The 17,617-nt window shown below is 45.3% G+C and carries 17 protein-coding genes; 2 read left to right on the forward strand and 15 right to left on the reverse strand.

Annotated elements, in window-relative coordinates; translation table 11 throughout:
• Nucleotides 1-36 precede the first annotated feature (36 nt).
• Both UE46_RS15165 and UE46_RS15170 read right to left on the reverse strand, forming a co-directional pair.
• Complete coding sequence (locus tag UE46_RS15165) at nucleotides 37-1,389, reverse strand: MATE family efflux transporter (RefSeq protein ID WP_118907747.1); 1,353 nt, start codon at nucleotides 1,387-1,389, stop codon at nucleotides 37-39.
• Nucleotides 1,390-1,392: 3 nt separating this feature from the next.
• On the reverse strand, nucleotides 1,393-1,836 hold the full coding sequence (locus UE46_RS15170) for a MarR family winged helix-turn-helix transcriptional regulator (protein WP_036060736.1): 444 nt from the start codon (nucleotides 1,834-1,836) through the stop codon (nucleotides 1,393-1,395).
• A gap of 141 nt (nucleotides 1,837-1,977) precedes the next feature.
• Here UE46_RS15170 and UE46_RS15175 point away from each other — a divergent pair, with 141 nt between their 5' ends.
• On the forward strand, nucleotides 1,978-2,856 hold the full coding sequence (locus tag UE46_RS15175; protein WP_118907748.1) for a helix-turn-helix domain-containing protein: 879 nt from the start codon (nucleotides 1,978-1,980) through the stop codon (nucleotides 2,854-2,856).
• A 73-nt stretch (nucleotides 2,857-2,929) separates the two neighbouring features.
• On the opposite strand, the gene UE46_RS15180 is transcribed toward UE46_RS15175, so the two are convergent.
• The 4 genes from UE46_RS15180 to UE46_RS15195 form a co-directional block, all read right to left on the reverse strand.
• Nucleotides 2,930-3,322, reverse strand: a complete 393-nt coding sequence (locus UE46_RS15180) for a DUF1398 domain-containing protein (RefSeq protein WP_036060737.1) — start codon at nucleotides 3,320-3,322, stop codon at nucleotides 2,930-2,932.
• Between the two features lie 11 nt (nucleotides 3,323-3,333).
• Nucleotides 3,334-4,500, reverse strand: a complete 1,167-nt coding sequence (locus tag UE46_RS15185) for a DHHW family protein (protein WP_036060738.1) — start codon at nucleotides 4,498-4,500, stop codon at nucleotides 3,334-3,336.
• 18 nt (nucleotides 4,501-4,518) lie between these two features.
• Nucleotides 4,519-5,943, reverse strand: a complete 1,425-nt coding sequence (locus UE46_RS15190) for an MBOAT family O-acyltransferase (protein WP_036060739.1) — start codon at nucleotides 5,941-5,943, stop codon at nucleotides 4,519-4,521.
• An 88-nt stretch (nucleotides 5,944-6,031) separates the two neighbouring features.
• On the reverse strand, nucleotides 6,032-6,622 hold the full coding sequence (locus tag UE46_RS15195; RefSeq protein WP_036060740.1) for a LysE family transporter: 591 nt from the start codon (nucleotides 6,620-6,622) through the stop codon (nucleotides 6,032-6,034).
• A 115-nt stretch (nucleotides 6,623-6,737) separates the two neighbouring features.
• On the opposite strand from UE46_RS15195, the gene UE46_RS15200 reads away from it, so the two are divergent.
• Complete coding sequence (locus tag UE46_RS15200; protein WP_118907749.1) at nucleotides 6,738-7,292, forward strand: helix-turn-helix domain-containing protein; 555 nt, start codon at nucleotides 6,738-6,740, stop codon at nucleotides 7,290-7,292.
• A gap of 50 nt (nucleotides 7,293-7,342) precedes the next feature.
• Here UE46_RS15200 and pgmB read toward each other — a convergent pair whose 3' ends face one another.
• From pgmB to UE46_RS15245, 9 genes are all read right to left on the reverse strand, one after another.
• Nucleotides 7,343-8,005 (reverse strand): beta-phosphoglucomutase, encoded by a 663-nt coding sequence (pgmB, locus tag UE46_RS15205; RefSeq protein WP_118907750.1) that lies wholly within the window; start codon nucleotides 8,003-8,005, stop codon nucleotides 7,343-7,345.
• The gene (locus UE46_RS15210; protein WP_036060742.1) at nucleotides 8,002-9,117 is read right to left on the reverse strand and encodes a glycerate kinase; all 1,116 of its coding nucleotides are present in this window, start codon (nucleotides 9,115-9,117) and stop codon (nucleotides 8,002-8,004) included. The genes pgmB and UE46_RS15210 overlap by 4 nt, the downstream gene beginning before the upstream one ends.
• A gap of 21 nt (nucleotides 9,118-9,138) precedes the next feature.
• The gene (locus UE46_RS15215; RefSeq protein WP_036060769.1) at nucleotides 9,139-11,322 is read right to left on the reverse strand and encodes a glycoside hydrolase family 65 protein; all 2,184 of its coding nucleotides are present in this window, start codon (nucleotides 11,320-11,322) and stop codon (nucleotides 9,139-9,141) included.
• A 5-nt stretch (nucleotides 11,323-11,327) separates the two neighbouring features.
• Nucleotides 11,328-12,362: a Gfo/Idh/MocA family protein gene (locus UE46_RS15220; RefSeq protein ID WP_118907751.1), complete on the reverse strand. Its 1,035-nt coding sequence runs from the start codon at nucleotides 12,360-12,362 to the stop codon at nucleotides 11,328-11,330.
• Nucleotides 12,363-12,419: 57 nt separating this feature from the next.
• Nucleotides 12,420-13,211, reverse strand: coding sequence for a sugar phosphate isomerase/epimerase family protein (locus UE46_RS15225; RefSeq protein ID WP_118907834.1), 792 nt, complete (start codon nucleotides 13,209-13,211; stop codon nucleotides 12,420-12,422).
• Between the two features lie 16 nt (nucleotides 13,212-13,227).
• The gene (locus UE46_RS15230; protein WP_036060743.1) at nucleotides 13,228-14,280 is read right to left on the reverse strand and encodes a zinc-dependent alcohol dehydrogenase; all 1,053 of its coding nucleotides are present in this window, start codon (nucleotides 14,278-14,280) and stop codon (nucleotides 13,228-13,230) included.
• A gap of 335 nt (nucleotides 14,281-14,615) precedes the next feature.
• A complete protein-coding gene (locus UE46_RS15235) occupies nucleotides 14,616-15,467 on the reverse strand; it encodes a carbohydrate ABC transporter permease (RefSeq protein WP_118907752.1) in 852 nt (283 codons plus the stop codon).
• Nucleotides 15,454-16,335 carry a carbohydrate ABC transporter permease gene (locus UE46_RS15240; protein WP_036060744.1) on the reverse strand — a complete coding sequence of 294 codons (882 nt, stop codon included), beginning with the start codon at nucleotides 16,333-16,335 and terminating at the stop codon, nucleotides 15,454-15,456. The genes UE46_RS15235 and UE46_RS15240 overlap by 14 nt, the downstream gene beginning before the upstream one ends.
• Before the next feature lie 15 nt (nucleotides 16,336-16,350).
• On the reverse strand, nucleotides 16,351-17,610 hold the full coding sequence (locus UE46_RS15245) for an ABC transporter substrate-binding protein (RefSeq protein WP_411431061.1): 1,260 nt from the start codon (nucleotides 17,608-17,610) through the stop codon (nucleotides 16,351-16,353).
• Nucleotides 17,611-17,617: the final 7 nt, after the last annotated feature.

The following is a 17,617-nucleotide window of genomic DNA, read 5'->3' on the forward strand; positions in this document are numbered from 1 at the left end:
AAAAAAAGAACCCCACCGCAGTGAGATCCTCTATTTCTAAACCATTTCCGGATTCTTAAACAATCCACGCCACGTCCGCAACATGATAATCAAACACACCGTAAATGCTGCGACATCTGCAAGCGGGAAGGCATACCAAACGCCGTCCAATCCCCAGAAATTCGGCAATATCAAGAGTAACGGGATCAAACAAATAATCTGACGCATTAGCGAGATCACAAAGGAAATTCGGGCGCGACCAAGGGCTTGATACAAGCCACCACAGACGATTTGGAATCCAATTGTCGGAGCTGCTAACAAGACAATTTGCACCGCATGCGCACCGTCTCTTAACAATTGTTGATCCGTTGTAAACACGCTAACAAGCAGATCTGGGAATAATTCCACAACCGCAAACGCAATAAGTGACATCGCTGTCGCCGCCACGATCGATAGTTTCACCGCTTTCACCACACGTTTATATTCGCGCGAACCGTAGTTAAATCCGACAATTGGCTGCATTCCTTGTGTCACACCATTGATCGGCATAATCATGAAGGACGCGATTCTATTCGCCACACCATACGCCGCAATGGCCATCGTTCCGCCATGAATATTAAGCATCCAGTTCACCGATATCGACACGATGCTTCCCGCCGACATCATAATAAAGGATGGAAAACCGATCGCGACGATACTTCCAGATAATTTCCAGTCAATATGGAATCGGATACCTTTCAACGTAAGCGAACTTTTTCCAGAAAGGAAGTATAAAAGCAGCCAAATCGCGCCGACCGCTTGCGCTATCAAGGTTGCAAATGCCGAGCCACGAATCCCCATATCAAGACCCATAATAAAAATTGGATTCAAAATCATGTTCAAAACTGCCGAAATAATCATCGTCAGCATCGCAATTTTGGCGTTACCCTCTGAACGAACAATGTTATTCATCGCCATCGCAAAGGTTTGAAACACTGAACCCAGCAATAAAATCTGCAAAAAATCTTTCGCGTATTGGTGAATTTCAGGCGTTGCGCCAAACATCGTTACGAGTGGATCAAGAAAAATAAACGTGATGATCGCAAGGACTAAACTCGAGATAATCACCAACCAAACGACTTGATGATACACGCGATTAGCTTCCTCCTGCTTTCCTGCGCCAAGTGCCCGCGAAATAATCGAGGCCCCACCGATTCCGAACATAGCGGCCATCGCCATCATGATCATCTGCACCGGAAACGCGATCGAAAGTGCTGCCACACCAAGCGATCCCACGCCCCGCGCCACGAAAATCGTATCGACAATATTGTACATGCCCATCACAAACATTCCGATAAATGCCGGAACCGACAGACGCCACATCAGCGATCCAATTTTATCTTCCCCTAATCGTTTACTCTGCTCCTTCATATTTTATTCACCCGCCTTTTCATGATTTTGCGCATTTTCAGCCATCCGTACTAATAAATCTAGCAACTGCGCGCGTTCCGCATCTGAAAATCCCTCTGTCAAAATGCCCGACCAAGCCTTCATCGTTTCTTCAATATCTGGTTGTACCGCCTTGCCTTTGTCCGTCAAATAAATGCGATGTTTCCGTTTATCCTGCTTGTCGACTTCTCGGCGAATCATCTCAAGTTCCTCCAAGCGCCGAATATGCCGCGCCACATTCGCCTTATCAACCATAAAACGCTTCACAATCGTGTCCTGCGACAGGCCATTCTCATGATAAAGCGTCGTAATATAACGTAATTGCCCAACACCGAGACCGTACTTTCTCAATCTATCTAATTTAAATGCATTTCCATTTCGATTCACAATAGACATTGATTTCGCGATAATTTCATAATGTTCTGCCATACTTCTCCTCTTTCCCAACCTACAATTGGTTGCGTCATCAACTTTATCCATTATAGCGAATATAACTAACCTTCGCAATCAAATTTGACTTTAACAGACGGTTTTGACACAATAAATATAGTAGAAAGCGAGGCCAGAACCATGCAAATCAAAAAACTTAAAGAGCGCTATCCCGACCTTACATATTCCGAAAAACCGTTAAAAATAAATACAGCACACCTCTTCTTTTATGAGAATCCATACTATTTCGCGATTCCAAAGAGAACGCTGACATCGGCAGAAACAGAATTACTGCAAACCCTTTTTCAAGCACCCGCACCTATTTTCAAAAATGAACGACTCGCAGAATGGCACACCTTACTATTCACACAAGAAGAGGTGATAATCAAGCCAGAACAACCCTCCTACCGCATCACACAATTCCAAATTCAATCCACGCCTCCCTCAAAAAAAACATTGCTTGAGTGGCAAAAAGCGTTGATTAGTTTCTTCGCGCAGGATACCGAATTACTCATGCTGACCGAAGATTATGGCATTCTGATCGAAAAAGTAGTCGGGTCCCTGCTTGGTGAAGAAGAACTCGACGCCATCGCGACAACGCTTGAAAGTGATTTTTACATTCAGGTTCACTTTTTCATGGGACTATTCCACGAGAAAGATGCCTTGCTCCGCGACTTATTTGCCGAGGAACAACGCCTATTTCGACAAAATTCCAGCCAACTCGTGCAAACCGTTGAATCCAATTGCCTGCCAATGATTGCTGAGCAGTTGACAAGCAGTTTACTCTCACGCGCGATCGGCCAGCTTTTTGAGAAAGATGAAACTTGGAAACCGCTTATTAAGGCGCTTTGGGAGCAGCAAGGAAACCTGAGCATGACTGCGAAAGCCCTATTTATGCACCGCAACACGATTCAGTATCGGATCGATAAATTTCAGGAATTAACGAACCTGTCGCTGCGAAAAACAGACGGGTTGCTGTTTGCGTATCTTAGTTGTTTGCTTTATGAAACGAAGAAATAAATGAAAAACAGGCCAGGTTGCCACGCATATTCGCGGTAACCTAGCCTGTTTTTCATTTATTCGTCACATCAAATTATTTACTAGGAATCGGCTCTTGCAGTAGCACCTTGCCGTCCCCATCCTCATACGTAACTACCATCTCGATCAAATCCGAATGCCAGACCGGAACACCTGCCGCACCCGCTAACCCGCAAAACTGTTCGAAATCAATTTTCCCAGATTGGGCTTGTTTCACCGCGTCTTTTATACCTTGCTCAGATGATACCGAGCCCACACTTTTTGGTATACCATTCAATTGTGCTTCGACTTTCGCGCCTTCTTCGTCCCAGAATACATACATTCCTGGTTCCACGAGATAATCGTATTTCACAACGCCGGCCGCTTTGAACCCTTGCACGACTTTCGGGAAATCGCCAGCGTTCGCCTCACTCGTTGCGACTTGCATAATCGTTTCTTGCGTTAACATGGTATCGCCTCCTATTTAAATGTTGTTAATTGCGGTGTCGCGTAAATCGAATTATTATTGAAAAACAACAACGCTTGGTCAATATCATATTTTTTCACGTACGCTTGCAAGTCGAGATTTTTATAGTAACGCAGATCCAACACGTGTACATTCGCATAGTACGGCGCGATAAACTGGATAAACGCGTTCGCATAAGAATCTTTGAAAATCAACAAATTCTTCTGTGTCAGCGGATCTGGCGTCTTAATATGAAGCTCTGGATAATCCGTCCCAATGTAGGCTGTGTAACGATTCGCGTATACCGCAGGGTCCGTCAAACGACTCATCACATACAAAGAATCGCGCTTCTCCTTGATAACATCCAATTGATATGGAGCACTCAGATTTTTCTGCGTCGCAACCATCACCTGATCAGACTTAGACACAAGGGAAGATGTTGTTTTCCGAGCATCCGAACCGTAAAATGGCAAACCTTCCAATTTCCAAGTCCAGTCGTCCATCATCAATTGTTTCACGTCCGGATTCATCGCTTTCGTCACTTTTTCCGAAGCTAAAAATGCCGCTTTTGCTTGCCAATGATGATCCGTGTAGTAAAACATATTTTTCTCGTTTTTGTTTTTGTAAAGGATTTTCGAGACATCGATATTTTGCACATACTGCTCGTTAATGAGTGGCATTAAACGCTCGTATCCTTCACGGCCAAAGCTTGGATAGTAGGTTGGGAATTTGTCCTCAAATACCGTTGATTTATTCGGAACGAGCACTAAACTTGTTTTAACATCCTGTTTTTGCAACTCCTTACCAACATTGTTCACACGATCAGCAATTTCATCCGCATCTGCCTTCGTATATTGCTCCACTTTTGTCAGTAAATAGCCATCTGGCGCGACGTATACATCTTTATACACATCTTGCCCCAACGCCAACTGATTCACACGCATATTCAACTCCGTAAACGCATCACGACGCGGGAATTGATCATTGAAAAAGACATCCCAACTCCGCATATAGTCGCCGCTTGCTACTGCCTCAGCGCTAAACTCAGGTTCTTGTGCCAAATTTCGGCTCTCCAAAATCGAAACTTGGTTTTTTCCAGCAAAAAGATAGAAGAAAAAGACGCCGAAAATAAAGAGTAGAAATCCTGCCGATAGTAATATGTTAAATAGTTTTTTATTCACAGTGATTCTCCTAACGTTTTAAAATCTGAAATAAATGAATGGATTGAAAGTCGAGCCAACAACGAGCGCGACGGAGTATACGAAAATGAAAGCCAAAACGGCAAGTGTCGCCACATCTTTTGTTACGTGTAGCGCGCGATGACTTTGCATGAACGATAGCAATTTTTCGCTAGCAAAAAGGTTCTTCACAAGCGGTGTACACGCGATAATCGCGATAATCAACACGACTGCATATTCATGCATATAATAGGTTGCCCGCGCGTCCCAGAATACGCCAGAACCGAACATCGAACCAAGGTAACTCCAAATATCGCTTACATTGTCGATTCGGAATAGTAGCCACCCGAAGATGATGACGATTAATGCATAAACATGCTGTAGAGCTGCTGGAACTTTCAATAACGCTTTTCCTAAAAAGGCTTTTTCAAGCATGATGAACAGTCCATAATACGCGCCCCAAAGCAGGAAATTCCAACTCGCACCGTGCCAAATTCCCGTCGCAAGCCAAACGATTGCCAAGTTTCGATAGACTTTAATAGGAGAAACACGATTCCCGCCAAGTGGAATGTAGAGGTAATCTTTGAACCACGTTCCAAGCGAAATATGCCATCTCCGCCAGAATTCGGATACTGATTTTGCGATGTATGGGTAGTTAAAGTTCTCAAGGAATTTGAAGCCGAACATCCGTCCAAGACCGATCGCCATGTCGGAGTAACCTGAGAAATCAAAGAAAATTTGTAATGAGTAGAAAATCAGACCAATCCACGCCGTACCGACCGATAAGCCCCCGCCTTGGCTTTGAAATATCTGATCCGCTACGAGTCCACAATTGTTTGCGATAAACATTTTTTTAGCTAGACCGATGACGAAGCGTTTCACTCCACTCGTAAATAAGTTAACATCAACTTTCCGACTCTCAATTTGATCCGCAACCGTTTGATAACGTACGATTGGACCTGCGACAAGTTGCGGAAATAATGATATGTATAGCGCGATATTAAGCGGATTTTTCTGCACGCGCCCGTCACCACGGTAGACATCGAGCACGTAACTCATCCCCTGGAATGTATAAAATGAAATCCCGAGCGGCAACGCAATCGCCGTCCATTCAAAATTCGTGCCGAAAAGCGTTTCCAAATTAAAAACAACAAAGTTCGCATATTTAAAAATTCCCAAAACCGCTAAATTCCCAATAACCATCAACGTGATGACTAACTTACCATGCTTTCCTTCCCGCTTCGCCTTGTCCGCAAGCAGTCCAAACACATAGTTAAGCGCGATCGAAAGTAACATAACAAAAATGAATTTCGGTTCTCCCCATGCATAAAAAAATAAGCTGGCTAGCAGCAACATGATATTTTTCAACTTTTTCGGTGTGATAAAGTAAATAGCTAAAACAACTGGTAAAAATACAAATAAAAATGTCGTCGTACTAAATAGCATACTTTTTTCTCCTTTTTCTCGAAGTATTTCGAATTCTGTATATCTCATTCATTTTACTACGCTAGGAGTTAAAAGACAATCCACATTTTCACATCAAAATCGAGACAGCGCAGTAAACGAGTAACAGCGCCATGACAATGTTGAGTCCTTTTTTATGTTCTGCGAATACCTTGCTAAAAATCGAGCCAAACATCGCCCAACAACATGTTCCTGAAAAGCCGACAATGGTCAAAATCAAGATGAAAAGAGATACTTGCCATACACCGCTAAAATACGGCAAAACAAGCGTCGAAAAAGTCGTAATCCCATATAAAATCACCTTTACGTTCACGAACTGCATGACCATTCCTGTAAAAAAGCAATTTGGGTCTAAGCGCACTTTTTTCGTGTTCGAATTCTTCGGTTTATCTCGCAAAATTGTCCAAGCTAACCACAAAATATACGCAGCCCCGATAAAACGCATAAATGGCTCAATGGTTGGTATAAAATCATATAAAGCGGCACTAAAAACCGCAGAAGCGACTACAATTACAAAAAAGCCTGCTAAAACTCCTAAACAGAACTTAAAACTCTTTTTAAAGCCATCATTACTTGCATTTGACATCGCCATAATATTATTCGGTCCTGGTGTGTACGCTGTCAGAAAAATATATGATAAAAATGCTGCTATATTAAACATATTCTTTACCTTCCTCTCACCGGATGATATAATACACAAAAAGGATACTATAACGTTTATACAGTATACAATACATTACGTGCGTTATATTGTCAATGTGAAAGAAGGAAAAGACTTGGATAATATCAGTGCCGTAGTCTCAGAAAATTTAAAATTGGCCCGTCAAAAAAAACGCCTCAGCCTCGATGAACTAGCGAAACTTACTGGTGTCAGCAAAAGTATGCTAGGACAAATCGAACGCGGAGACGTCAACCCGACAATTTCAACCTTATGGAAAATCGCGAACGGTTTAAAGGTTTCTTTTACAGAACTTGTTACGAAGCCAAAAATTGATTATGAAGTGATTGATCGGAAAACGCGTGAACCGTTGATCGCCGATGATGGGAAATGTCGCAATTACCCGATGTTTACTTTTGATAGTGAACGCCGCTTTGAGACATACTATTTGGAAATTGATCCTGGTGGAAGGCTTGAATCAACGCCTCATCCCGATGGTACCGAAGAATTTATTAATGTTTTTTCAGGTGAGCTTGTGATTACGACAAATGGCGAGCAGTTAAAAGCGCAAGATGGTGATTCGATTCGTTTTAAGGCGGATCAAGAGCATGTCTACACGAACCCGAGCCCCGATATGTGTCGGTTGAGCATGATTATTTATTATCCTAATTAAACAAAAAACGTAGCTTGAGATGTTTTTATCAACTCCCAAGCTACGTTTTACTATATTTGAAATACTTTTTGAATCATGGCAAGCGTCAGTTTCGATGTATCGCTAACTAATTCGTCCGTTCCAACAAGCCCTGTTCCAACGCCGATTGCTTTCATACCAGCCGATTTAATCGCGTCAACACCAGCTTGTGCATCCTCGATTCCGACCGCGTTCGCAGGCTCCACGCCAAGTCCAGCGGCTGCTACTAGGAAGATTTCTGGGTCTGGTTTGGAATGCGTGATTTTAGCTGCATCAGCAAGGTAGTCAAAACTGTCCGTCAAATCGAGCGCTGCCAGAACCATCGGCGCATTTTTAGAAACCGAAGCTAGGGCGATTTTCAAGTTTGCTGCACGAATCGCGTCGAGCAATGGCTTGATGCCGGGCAAGATATCCGCGGGAGACAAATCTTTCAACAACTCCACGTAATGCGCGTTTTTCTTCGCCGCCAGTTCCTCTTTTTGCTCTAGCGTAAAGTCATTTTCGCGCCCACCTTTTGCTAAAATCAAGTCGAGCGAATCCATGCGGCTGATTCCTTTTAACGTTTCATTGAAGGCCTCGTCGATCTCGATATCAATGTCCGCTGCTAGTTTCTTCCAAGCCAAATAATGAAAATGTGCGCTGTCTGTGATGACTCCATCTAAATCAAAAATAACTGCTTCTAACTGTCTCACTATATTCTCCCCTTCAGCAGAACCGCCACATTTCGGGCTGTTCGTTCAATATTTTCACGCGTTTTAGGCAAAATTTCAGCGAGCGTCCCAGCTGTTGCAATCGTCGGAAATACCGCATCTATTTTCGAATAAACCGCTTCAATTCCATCTCCAATACTACCACAAATCCCAATTACCGTCGCGTTATCAGGCGCGCAGTTCGCAATACCAATCGGCGCTTTTCCAAAGACAGTCTGACCGTCCATGCGACCCTCGCCAACTACGATAATATCTGCATCCGCGCAAGCTTCTTCCATCTTCAACTCCCGCAAAACAAGCTCAATTCCTGGCTCAAATTTTGCACCGGTAAATAGCATCAAACCAGCGCCCATTCCGCCACCAGCACCACTTCCTGGTAACGCGCGTACATCATGCTCAAAAATCGAATAAAAGCCTTGCATCGCGTTATCAATGCTCGCAATCTTGTCCTGCGCCAATCCTTTTTGCGGTCCAAATACAGCCGCCGCGCCATTCTCGCCACATAGCGGGTTCTCCACATCAGCCGCAATCCGAATCGTCGTTTCCTTGAGTCTCGAATCGAGATCCGTCAGCGAAACCGAGCTAATCGCGCTCAAATTCGCACCAATCGGCGTCTGCAGTTCGCCACGCAAGTTATAGTATCGCGCGCCAAGTGCCGCAGCCATGCCGATTCCGCCGTCATTCGAGGCACTTCCGCCGACACCAATCACGATTTCCCGCACCTTCGCGTCCAGCGCATGCTTAATTAACTCGCCGACACCCGCCGTGCTAACCGCAAGCGGATCACGTTTTGCAAGCGGCACCAAATGCAAGCCGCACGCTTCCGCCATCTCAATAAACGCACGCGTCCGATCCGCACTAAACGCCATTTTCGCGGTCACAACATCCCCTAACGGCCCCGTCACGCGCACTTCCTCCATCACGCCACCAGACGCCGCCGCAAGAATCGCAATCGTTCCTTCCCCACCATCGCCCACAGGCAAAAGCCGATACTCCGCGTCTGGAAATACGCCAGCAAATCCCACTCGAATCGCCTCGGCAACCTCCTGCGCGGTTAAACTTTCCTTATATGAATCTGGGGCAATGACTATCTTCATGATCGCTCTTCCTTCCAAAATTTAAATTTCTAGTCCTGTCGTCATACGATGCTTCTCACCAAAAATGTGAATCTGAATTGGCGCTGTCGTCTCTTTTGTCACCCGAATTTTGTCCGATTCCAACTCGATTTCCAAGCGCTCCCCGTGCCAAACAAACGAAAATGCCAAGCGCTTCCATCCAGCGGGCAGTCGCGGATTCAAATGCAACTCGCCATCCGCAATCGCGACTCCGCCAAATCCGAAAATCGCAGTCAACCAAATCGCACCAAGCGACGCCGCATGCACACCTTCATCCGTCCCACCAGGAGCCGCCTCCAAATCAATTCGGCACGCCTCCTCGAAAAACCGATACGCTTTATCCTGCTGGTCAACCCGATTTGCCACAATCGCATGAATCGCCTTACTCAGCGAAGAATCGTGAATCGTGTGCGCCTCATAATAATCCAAATTCCGCGCCACAATATCCTCTGCAAAGAGATTCGGCATCAAATAAAGCAACATCACCACATCCGCCTGCTTCAAAATCTGCATCTCATTCACTTCCGCACGTGAATAATCCAGCAAAATCGCCTGAGACCCTTGCCGCGCCTTATACTCCGTCAAATCAATTTCCGGCTTACTCAAAAACGTATCATCTTGCGGAATCAACTTCGAAGCATCCGCCTGCGGTAAATAAATTTTCCGTAAAAACGCCTCACATAAATCATAAAACGGCGTATGTTTTTGACCATATCTCGCCATAAAGCGCAACGTCTGATACACATTTTCGTGCGCCAAATAATTCGTGTATGCATTATTATCCACATGTTCCGTATACTCGTCCGGACCGATTACATCTAATATAACATATTTCCCGTCCTTTAATACAGCCCTACTTAACCAAAAACGCGCCGTTTCCTGCAAAATTTGCAACCCATCATGCTCCATAAACAGTTCATCTTGGCTCGCCTCATAATAATTGACCACAGCATGCGCAACATCCGCCACGATATGGTGTTCCGCAAGAGCCGACGCCACTTTTTGACGCTTCCCAGTCCGAACATTAATCGCTGCAAATTCAGGCGTCTCTTCTTCCCCACTAAACGCGCTCTCCCATGGAAACAACGCCCCTTGGTAGCCATTAATCGCCGCTTTTTCGCGCGCCTGCTCCAAATGAAGATAACGATAACGCAACAACTTCCGCGCCTTTTCTGGATGATTATACAAATGAAACGGCGCAATAAAAATCTCCGTATCCCAGAACACATGCCCCTTGTAACCCTCACCCGTCAGCCCTTTCGCCCCAACACTAAAACGCTCATCATGAGCCGGTGTCATCGCTTCCAGATGATACGCCGCAAAATCCAGCGCCAACTGATCAAACGCATTTTCCGACGTCACCTCAACCCGATAATCCTGCCAAAATTCCTGCCAAGAACCGCGTGATTCCGCCAAAGCTTCCTCATAACTCCTTGCCTCGCGGATTTCGCCAAGTCCGAATTCCGCCGGATTATCCGTCTCCAAACTCGATGCGATAACGCTTACCTTTTCCAGTAAAAATGGCTCATTCGCCACCAACTTCTCATTCACCGTCACGAGCAACTGCCGATTCTTCGCTGCAAAACTTCCTGGCGTGCTAATCATCGACGTCACCGTCACATCCTGCCCACTTTGCGTCGTCACATAACCGCCCTGCATCCACGTTTCGCTAAACACACGAAGCGATTTCTCCACCAAATGCTGCGTCCCAAAGTTCGTCTGCTGACCATCAATTCCCGTCCGAATCCGCACATCTGCGTCTCCCGAAAGGCTCGTAATCACAACTTTCGCATACACCTTATGTAATTCCTTCTTACTCACAAAACGCTTCAGACAAAGCTCAAACCGCTTCCCATTAGGGTGTTGCCAAACCAATTCGCGACACACCTCGCCCGTCGCCAAATCCAGCACCCGCTCAAAACCTTGAACTTCCCCACTATGCATCGAGAAATTCACACCATCGATTTCAATCTCAAACCGCGTCACATCAGGCAAATTTACCAAATCAGAACTCACTTGCCCCTGCGCTTTATTATAAATTCCCGCCACAAACATGCCACGCGTCTGCTCCGGATAATCCTCCTCAAATCCCGCACGAACGCCCATGTAGCCATTCCCAGTCGTCATCAAACTGGCATACGTATCAAAATAATGTGGATCTATTTTACTCTCCCGTAATACACTGATTCTACTCATAAATATACACTCTCACCTTTTTCTGCTGATTCGTAAATCGCCTCAATCAAACGCTGAACCTGATAACCCTGCTCTGCGTCAGCCACCATCACATCCGCGCCAAGTACCCGATCCACAAACGCCTGCATACTTTTTGCATGTCGTTCCTCATCCGCCGTTTCCTTCTTCAAAATCGTGACCAATTCACCAGCCTGATCCGTGTAAATCTCCGCCGGGAACAACGTCGCACCAGCCTCATCACCGAAAAATTCCACATTCAAAACCGAACTCTCCTTCATCTGCAATACAAAAGAAGTCTCCAACTGCAACAAGCCACCATTTTCAAATTCAATAAACGCAAAAACCGCGTCTTCCACGTCATATTTTGTAGGGTCCCACGTGCCAAAAGTCCCTTCCGACTTCTTTGTCCCAATTTTTTGAAACATTTTGGCAGTCACTTTCTTGACTTGCGGAAAATCCAACACGTACATCGCCGCGTCGAGCATGTGAATACCAATATCGATCAATGGGCCACCGCCTTGCAATGCCTTATTCGTGAATGAGCCCCAACCTGGAACCCCCGAACGGCGCAGCGCCTTTGCTTTAGTCATGTAAACCTCGCCCAAAACGCCATCCGCATAAGCCTGCTTCACGTCGCGCATATCCGTCGCAAATCGATGATGAAAATCGTACGCCAAAACAAGACCACACTCCAACGCCAAATCACGCATCTGCTGCGCCTCATTCGCCGTCATCGCAGGCGGTTTCTCACACATGACCGCCGAACCGTGTGACAACGCTAACATGACATTATCAAAATGAAACCGATTCGGCGTACAAATACTCACCATATCCGGTTTTTCTGTCTCAAACATCTCCGCCGCATCCACGTAACTACGTGCAAAACCGTTTTGTTCTGCAAAATCCGCCGCACGAGTCGCATCCGGATCAACGACAGCAACCAGCTCCAATTCCTGCGTCCGCGTTTTATAATACGCCGCATGCACCTTCTCAGCCACCTGCCCCGCGCCAATAATCGCCACTTTCTTCACTTCATGTTCCCCCTCTAAATACTGCCCCCAAAATCGGATTTTAGAGGCAGCTCACTATTATCTACAGCTCTTCAAATGTTCCAATGCATCTTTGTATGCTTTTTCCGGATCTTCCGCACGAACTCGGCATTCAAACGTCAAGAATCCGTCATAGCCATCCGCCTTCAACTGGTCGAAATGTTTTTTTAAATCAAGCGATCCACTGCCAGGCTGATAGCGATGATTGTCGGCCACATGCACATGCTCCACCAAATCACGATTCGCGTGAAGTGCCTCCGAAATCCCGTCTTCCTCAATATTCATATGATAAAAGTCCGCGATAATTTTCACATGTTTCAAGTTATTCGTCTCAATATAACGACGCGCATCGCCCAGCAAATTAATCATGTGATCCTGATAGCGATTCAGCGGTTCCAGAAAAATCGTCGTCCCAGTCTCCGCCGCAATGCCGTCCAAATAAACGAGCGACTCACTCACAGCTTTGAAATCACCAGCTTCCGAACGCGGCGAAACCATCGGCGGCAAGCGATACGTGAACATTCCCCAAGCCGCAGGAACCACAATCCCTTTTCCACCAACCTCTTGCAGCGCTTCCAAAATTACCTTAATTTCCTGTAACCCGCGCAAACGACGCTCCTCGATAAAATCACCGATCCAGCCGTCATAACCACCACACGCTGTCGAAACTGGAATTCCAGTCGCCGCAATCGCCGCTTTGACCTCCGCCACGTTTTCCACGAGCAGTTTTCCGTCGATTTCGAAACCTTCAAAACCCATTTCCTTCACATATTCGAATTTCTCCATGATACCCTCTGGAAAAAATGCCTGATTCTGCGTCCCAATTTTCATCATTGTCCGTCTCCTTTTAAAGTTCGATTCCCATCTTAATACTCAAATCTGGATTCTGATCCACGTACTTCATGTAGGCCTGCGCACTCTCGTCCAAGCTCACAATTGGATCAATCAAATCCTCACAATCCAAATACCCGTTCATCAAAAGCTCCCAGCAAGTCTCCTCGATACGCTTCCGATTCCAACGTGGATAATCCGGATTCGGCTCACTCGACGCGCGTGCAAACACGATTTTGGCATTATTAAAATGCGCCTCGCGTCCCAAATTAAATCCATCTGGAAACGGCTTCGCAAACGCCACATACGAAATAATTCCGCCGTATGCAATCCCGCGTAGCGCCGCCTCAAGAGCCTGCGAATTCCCGCTCGTCTCAATAATCGAGTCCGCGCCAAGTTTGCCAGTCAATTTCTTAACCTCAAACCCGACATCCGTCCCAATCGGGTTAAAGCAAGCATCCGCACCATGACGCATCGCAATTTCGCGACGATGTTCCAAAGGATCGACGCCAATCACGATACTCGCACCAGCCTTTTTCGCCAGCTGAATCGCAATTTGGCCAATCGCGCCGAGCCCAACGACCACAACGTAATCGCCCGCACGCACATGCGCCTCACGAACACCACTCATCGCAAACTGCGCTGGATCATAACAAACCGCATTTTTCCAACTCGCGCCCGCAGGCATTTTCCGCAGCTTATAATTATCAACCGCCTTCACGATCACCGTCTCCATAATCGGCCCGTACGAGCAAACCATATCCCCAATCGCGTACTCCGTCACATCCGCGCCAATCTCAACAATTTCGCCGACAACCATGTTCCCGAGCTGAAACTCCCCGAACACAATCCCACGCGCAGAACCTTCCGCACGCGGCATAAACATATTCCATTCCTCGTTAAACTCCTCATCAATAAACGGGCTCACACCACGAAAATCAACGACCTCCGTACCATGCTTCGGCGACGCAAACTTCACTTGAATCCGCGCCTCATCCTTAGCCAATTCCCGATCCACATATTCCACCAAATCCGCAACCCGCGGCTCCGTAGCAATCAATTTCTTCATCAGTCAAACTTCCCTTCTAAATTCCAAATCTATTTTTTAAGCAATCCTCATTCTCGAACTATCAGAGCCATATGGAGCTTTCAGCTTCCAAACAAAAGCAATAGCAACACAGAACGTACTTCGTACGTAATAAAGAATATGAGTGCTTTCAAATACCTTTTCACCCAAATTATTCTTTCACCTACAAACCAACTCCGTGCCACCAAACCGTCAGAGCGACGAGAAGCTTTCAGCTTCTAGGCAAAAGTGAGTACCAGGTGCGGAGCGTACTTGCGTACGTGAGCACTGGAACGGAACTTTTAACGACGAAGATGAATGCTTCTCGTTGCTCTGACCTAGCCTTTGACGCCGCCGTCGGTAAGATTTCCTTTTATGAAACGTTCTGATAGAGCGTACATGATAACTACTGGCAATGCCGTCACAAGTGACGCTGCCATCATGCGTCCCCAAATATAATCTGGTGTACTAAACAACGTATTCAAGCCAATCGGTAACGTGAACAGCTCTGAATCCGACAAGAATATCGACGCAAACAGATAATCATTCCAAGCTACCATGAAACAATACACGAATACAGAGACAATCCCTGAAATCGCGAGTGGCACGATAATCCGCAAAATAATCTGCATCCGATTCAAGCCATCCATCATCGCGGCTTCCTCAATATCCACTGGAATCGTGTCAAAATAACTAATCAACATGAAAATCGCAGTCGGCAATGTCTGTACAACCATCGTGATAATCAACGCCGTTCTCGTGTCATATAATCCAACACTCGAAATAATTTTAAACAACGGCACAATTAACAAAATACCTGAAAACATGTAAACCGTATAAAAACTCGCATTAATCGTTGTCCGCGCTCGGAAACGCAATTTTGATAGGGCATATGCACCTAAAATCCCTAAAACTACCGCAATCCCCGCTGCAATTAACGCAACGATAAAACTATTTTTAAAATACGTCAAAAACGGGAAAATATCCGGGTTGAAAATATCTAAATAATGCTGAAATGTCCAATCTTTCGGGAAAAATGTTGGCGTTGTAGAAATCGCCTCTTTTGGACTCTTAAACGACGTCATCATCATAATCAAGAATGGAAACAGCGTGAACAAGAGAAATAACACTAAACTCACATAAAAAACAATTTTCTTCGTCCGTTTTGATTTTTTACTACTTACCGCCATTTAAATTCACTCGCTTTCTTGTAACCATGATGACCACGAAGATGATGACAAACAGAATCACCGAAATCGCCGATGCTTTACCTAGATCATTGAACGCGAAGGCCGTTTGATACAGGTAAACCCCAAGAATATTTACTTTGTTCGTCAGCAGATATACGTCGGTAAACATGTAGAACATCCAAATCGCACGCAATGTCACAACTGTCGCCAAAACTGGCATGATTGCTGGTAACGTGACAATTTTGAATTTATCCCAAACACTTGCCCCGTCCATTTCTGCGGCTTCATAAAGCGATTTATCCACCGTTTGCAAAATCGCTAAGAACGAGATGAAAGCATACGGGAAATAGCGCCAAATCGCGAATAACACAACTAAAATGAAACTCGAAACGGGATTATCAAACCAAAGTGGTGCATCCTTCCAAAGATGAAGAATATCGCCACCAACATAGTTGATTACACCATAACTATTGTTAAACATGTATTTCCAAGCAAAAATCAAGGAAATCGACGGCGTCACGTATGACAAAATAATAAGCGAACGCGCCGTTTTCCGGAATCGGAACTCCCGGTTGAAGAATATCGCAACCAGAAGCCCCATCCCTGTACTACCAACTACTACTAGAATCGTATAGCCAAATGTTAAAGCCAATGACTTGTAAAATTCAGCATCCGTTAAAATATCAATGTAATTTTGCAAACCGATAAACGTTGAATCCAAATTCGGATTGAGCGGTAACTCTAAAAAGCTAATTTGAATGTTTGAAATCATCGGATATGCCACTAACACAAGTAATAAGAGGATACTAGGCGACAGCAAGGCCAGCGCCATTTTTGCATCCGAGCGTTTGTATGCTTTTGTTTTCATAGTGCCTCCTTATTCTTAGTTATTAGATTCGGCCGTGCTCTGCGCTTTTTCAAGCTCCGAATCGACATCCTTGCCGCCAACCGTCACATTATTCACCATTTTCGCGATAACGCCTGAACTTGTGATATCGCCCATTTTGGTGAAATTTTTACCGTCAACTAAGCCGAAAATCTGAATATCATCGAACGATTTCGCGATTTCCTCAGACAACGCGCCGAATGATTTCACGACTTCATTGTTTTTATACGCTTCGTTTTCGATAACGCCTTTATTTACTGGTTGCGCCCCACCTGGAGACATTAATACCCATTTCGTTTGGTTCTCAGGTTTTGACAAGAACTCCACGAACTTTTTACCAGCATCTTTTTGTGCATCATCCAGACCGTCCGAAAGTGCCAGCGCCGAAACCGTTCCGTACACCGCTTTTTCCTTCTCTTCCGGGATGATAAATCCAACGTTGCTCGGGTCGCCATCCGTAAATACCGCCGGCAAAATGTACGTCGAATACATCGCCATTGGGGCCGTACCATTCATAAACGCATCCTTGATTTCCGTTACATCATTCGATCCAGGCATCGTGTATTTCGATAATTCTTGATAAAACGTCAATGCCTGATTCATTTCTTTCGTATCGATCGTAATATTGCCTTTCGCATCTAAAACGTTCGCCTCATTAGAAAGCGCAAACTGAGAAAATGCTTGCTCCGCCATCGCGCCTTCTGCTGTAGGAATCGCAATACCATATTTCTTGTTCGCTTTATTCGTAAAATGCTTCGCGATTGTCAAAATGTCATTCCAATTCTTTGGCTCCTCGAAATTCGCCGCAGCTAAAGCCTTCTTGTCGTACCAAATACCTTGCACCCAGCCCGTAAGCGGAACGCCGATATAACTTTTGCCATTCTCAGAACGCACCAAGTTCAGCGCGCCTTCATAATAACTGTCCTCGCCAACCTCTTTAATCACGTCTTTGACCGCGTCTTGATCGATCAATTTATCTTTATCCATTACTTTCGCAAAATCTTGACTTACTTCCAAAACTGCTGGCAACTTACCAGACCGCGCCAACGTTACAACTTTCGTGTTAAACGCATCTTCCTCGACAGGCACTTGCTTCACTTTAATATTCGGATTTTCCTTTTCAAATTTCGCAACTAATTCTTTAATAACGTCCAAACGTTCCTTTTCAACCGAAGAATGCATGAATTCAATCGTCACTTCTTTATCATCCGCACTTCCCGATGAACCACCACACGCCGCCAAAATCGCACTCAACATTAACACA

Source organism: Listeria weihenstephanensis (assembly GCF_003534205.1).
Taxonomy (GTDB): Bacteria; Bacillota; Bacilli; order Lactobacillales; family Listeriaceae; genus Listeria_A; species Listeria_A weihenstephanensis.

What these genes read in the sequence shown, in the direction of transcription:
- UE46_RS15165 (WP_118907747.1), bottom strand. Translation starts at nt 1,389, where the DNA reads ATGAAGGAGCAGAGTAAACGATTAGGGGAAGATAAAATTGGATCGCTG.
- UE46_RS15170 (WP_036060736.1), bottom strand. Translation starts at nt 1,836, where the DNA reads ATGGCAGAACATTATGAAATTATCGCGAAATCAATGTCTATTGTGAAT.
- UE46_RS15175 (WP_118907748.1), top strand. Translation starts at nt 1,978, where the DNA reads ATGCAAATCAAAAAACTTAAAGAGCGCTATCCCGACCTTACATATTCC.
- UE46_RS15180 (WP_036060737.1), bottom strand. Translation starts at nt 3,322, where the DNA reads ATGTTAACGCAAGAAACGATTATGCAAGTCGCAACGAGTGAGGCGAAC.
- UE46_RS15190 (WP_036060739.1), bottom strand. Translation starts at nt 5,943, where the DNA reads ATGCTATTTAGTACGACGACATTTTTATTTGTATTTTTACCAGTTGTT.
- UE46_RS15195 (WP_036060740.1), bottom strand. Translation starts at nt 6,622, where the DNA reads ATGTTTAATATAGCAGCATTTTTATCATATATTTTTCTGACAGCGTAC.
- UE46_RS15210 (WP_036060742.1), bottom strand. Translation starts at nt 9,117, where the DNA reads ATGAAGATAGTCATTGCCCCAGATTCATATAAGGAAAGTTTAACCGCG.
- UE46_RS15225 (WP_118907834.1), bottom strand. Translation starts at nt 13,211, where the DNA reads ATGAAAATTGGGACGCAGAATCAGGCATTTTTTCCAGAGGGTATCATG.
- UE46_RS15230 (WP_036060743.1), bottom strand. Translation starts at nt 14,280, where the DNA reads ATGAAGAAATTGATTGCTACGGAGCCGCGGGTTGCGGATTTGGTGGAA.
- UE46_RS15235 (WP_118907752.1), bottom strand. Translation starts at nt 15,467, where the DNA reads ATGGCGGTAAGTAGTAAAAAATCAAAACGGACGAAGAAAATTGTTTTT.
- UE46_RS15240 (WP_036060744.1), bottom strand. Translation starts at nt 16,335, where the DNA reads ATGAAAACAAAAGCATACAAACGCTCGGATGCAAAAATGGCGCTGGCC.
- UE46_RS15245 (WP_411431061.1), bottom strand. Translation starts at nt 17,610, where the DNA reads ATGTTGAGTGCGATTTTGGCGGCGTGTGGTGGTTCATCGGGAAGTGCG.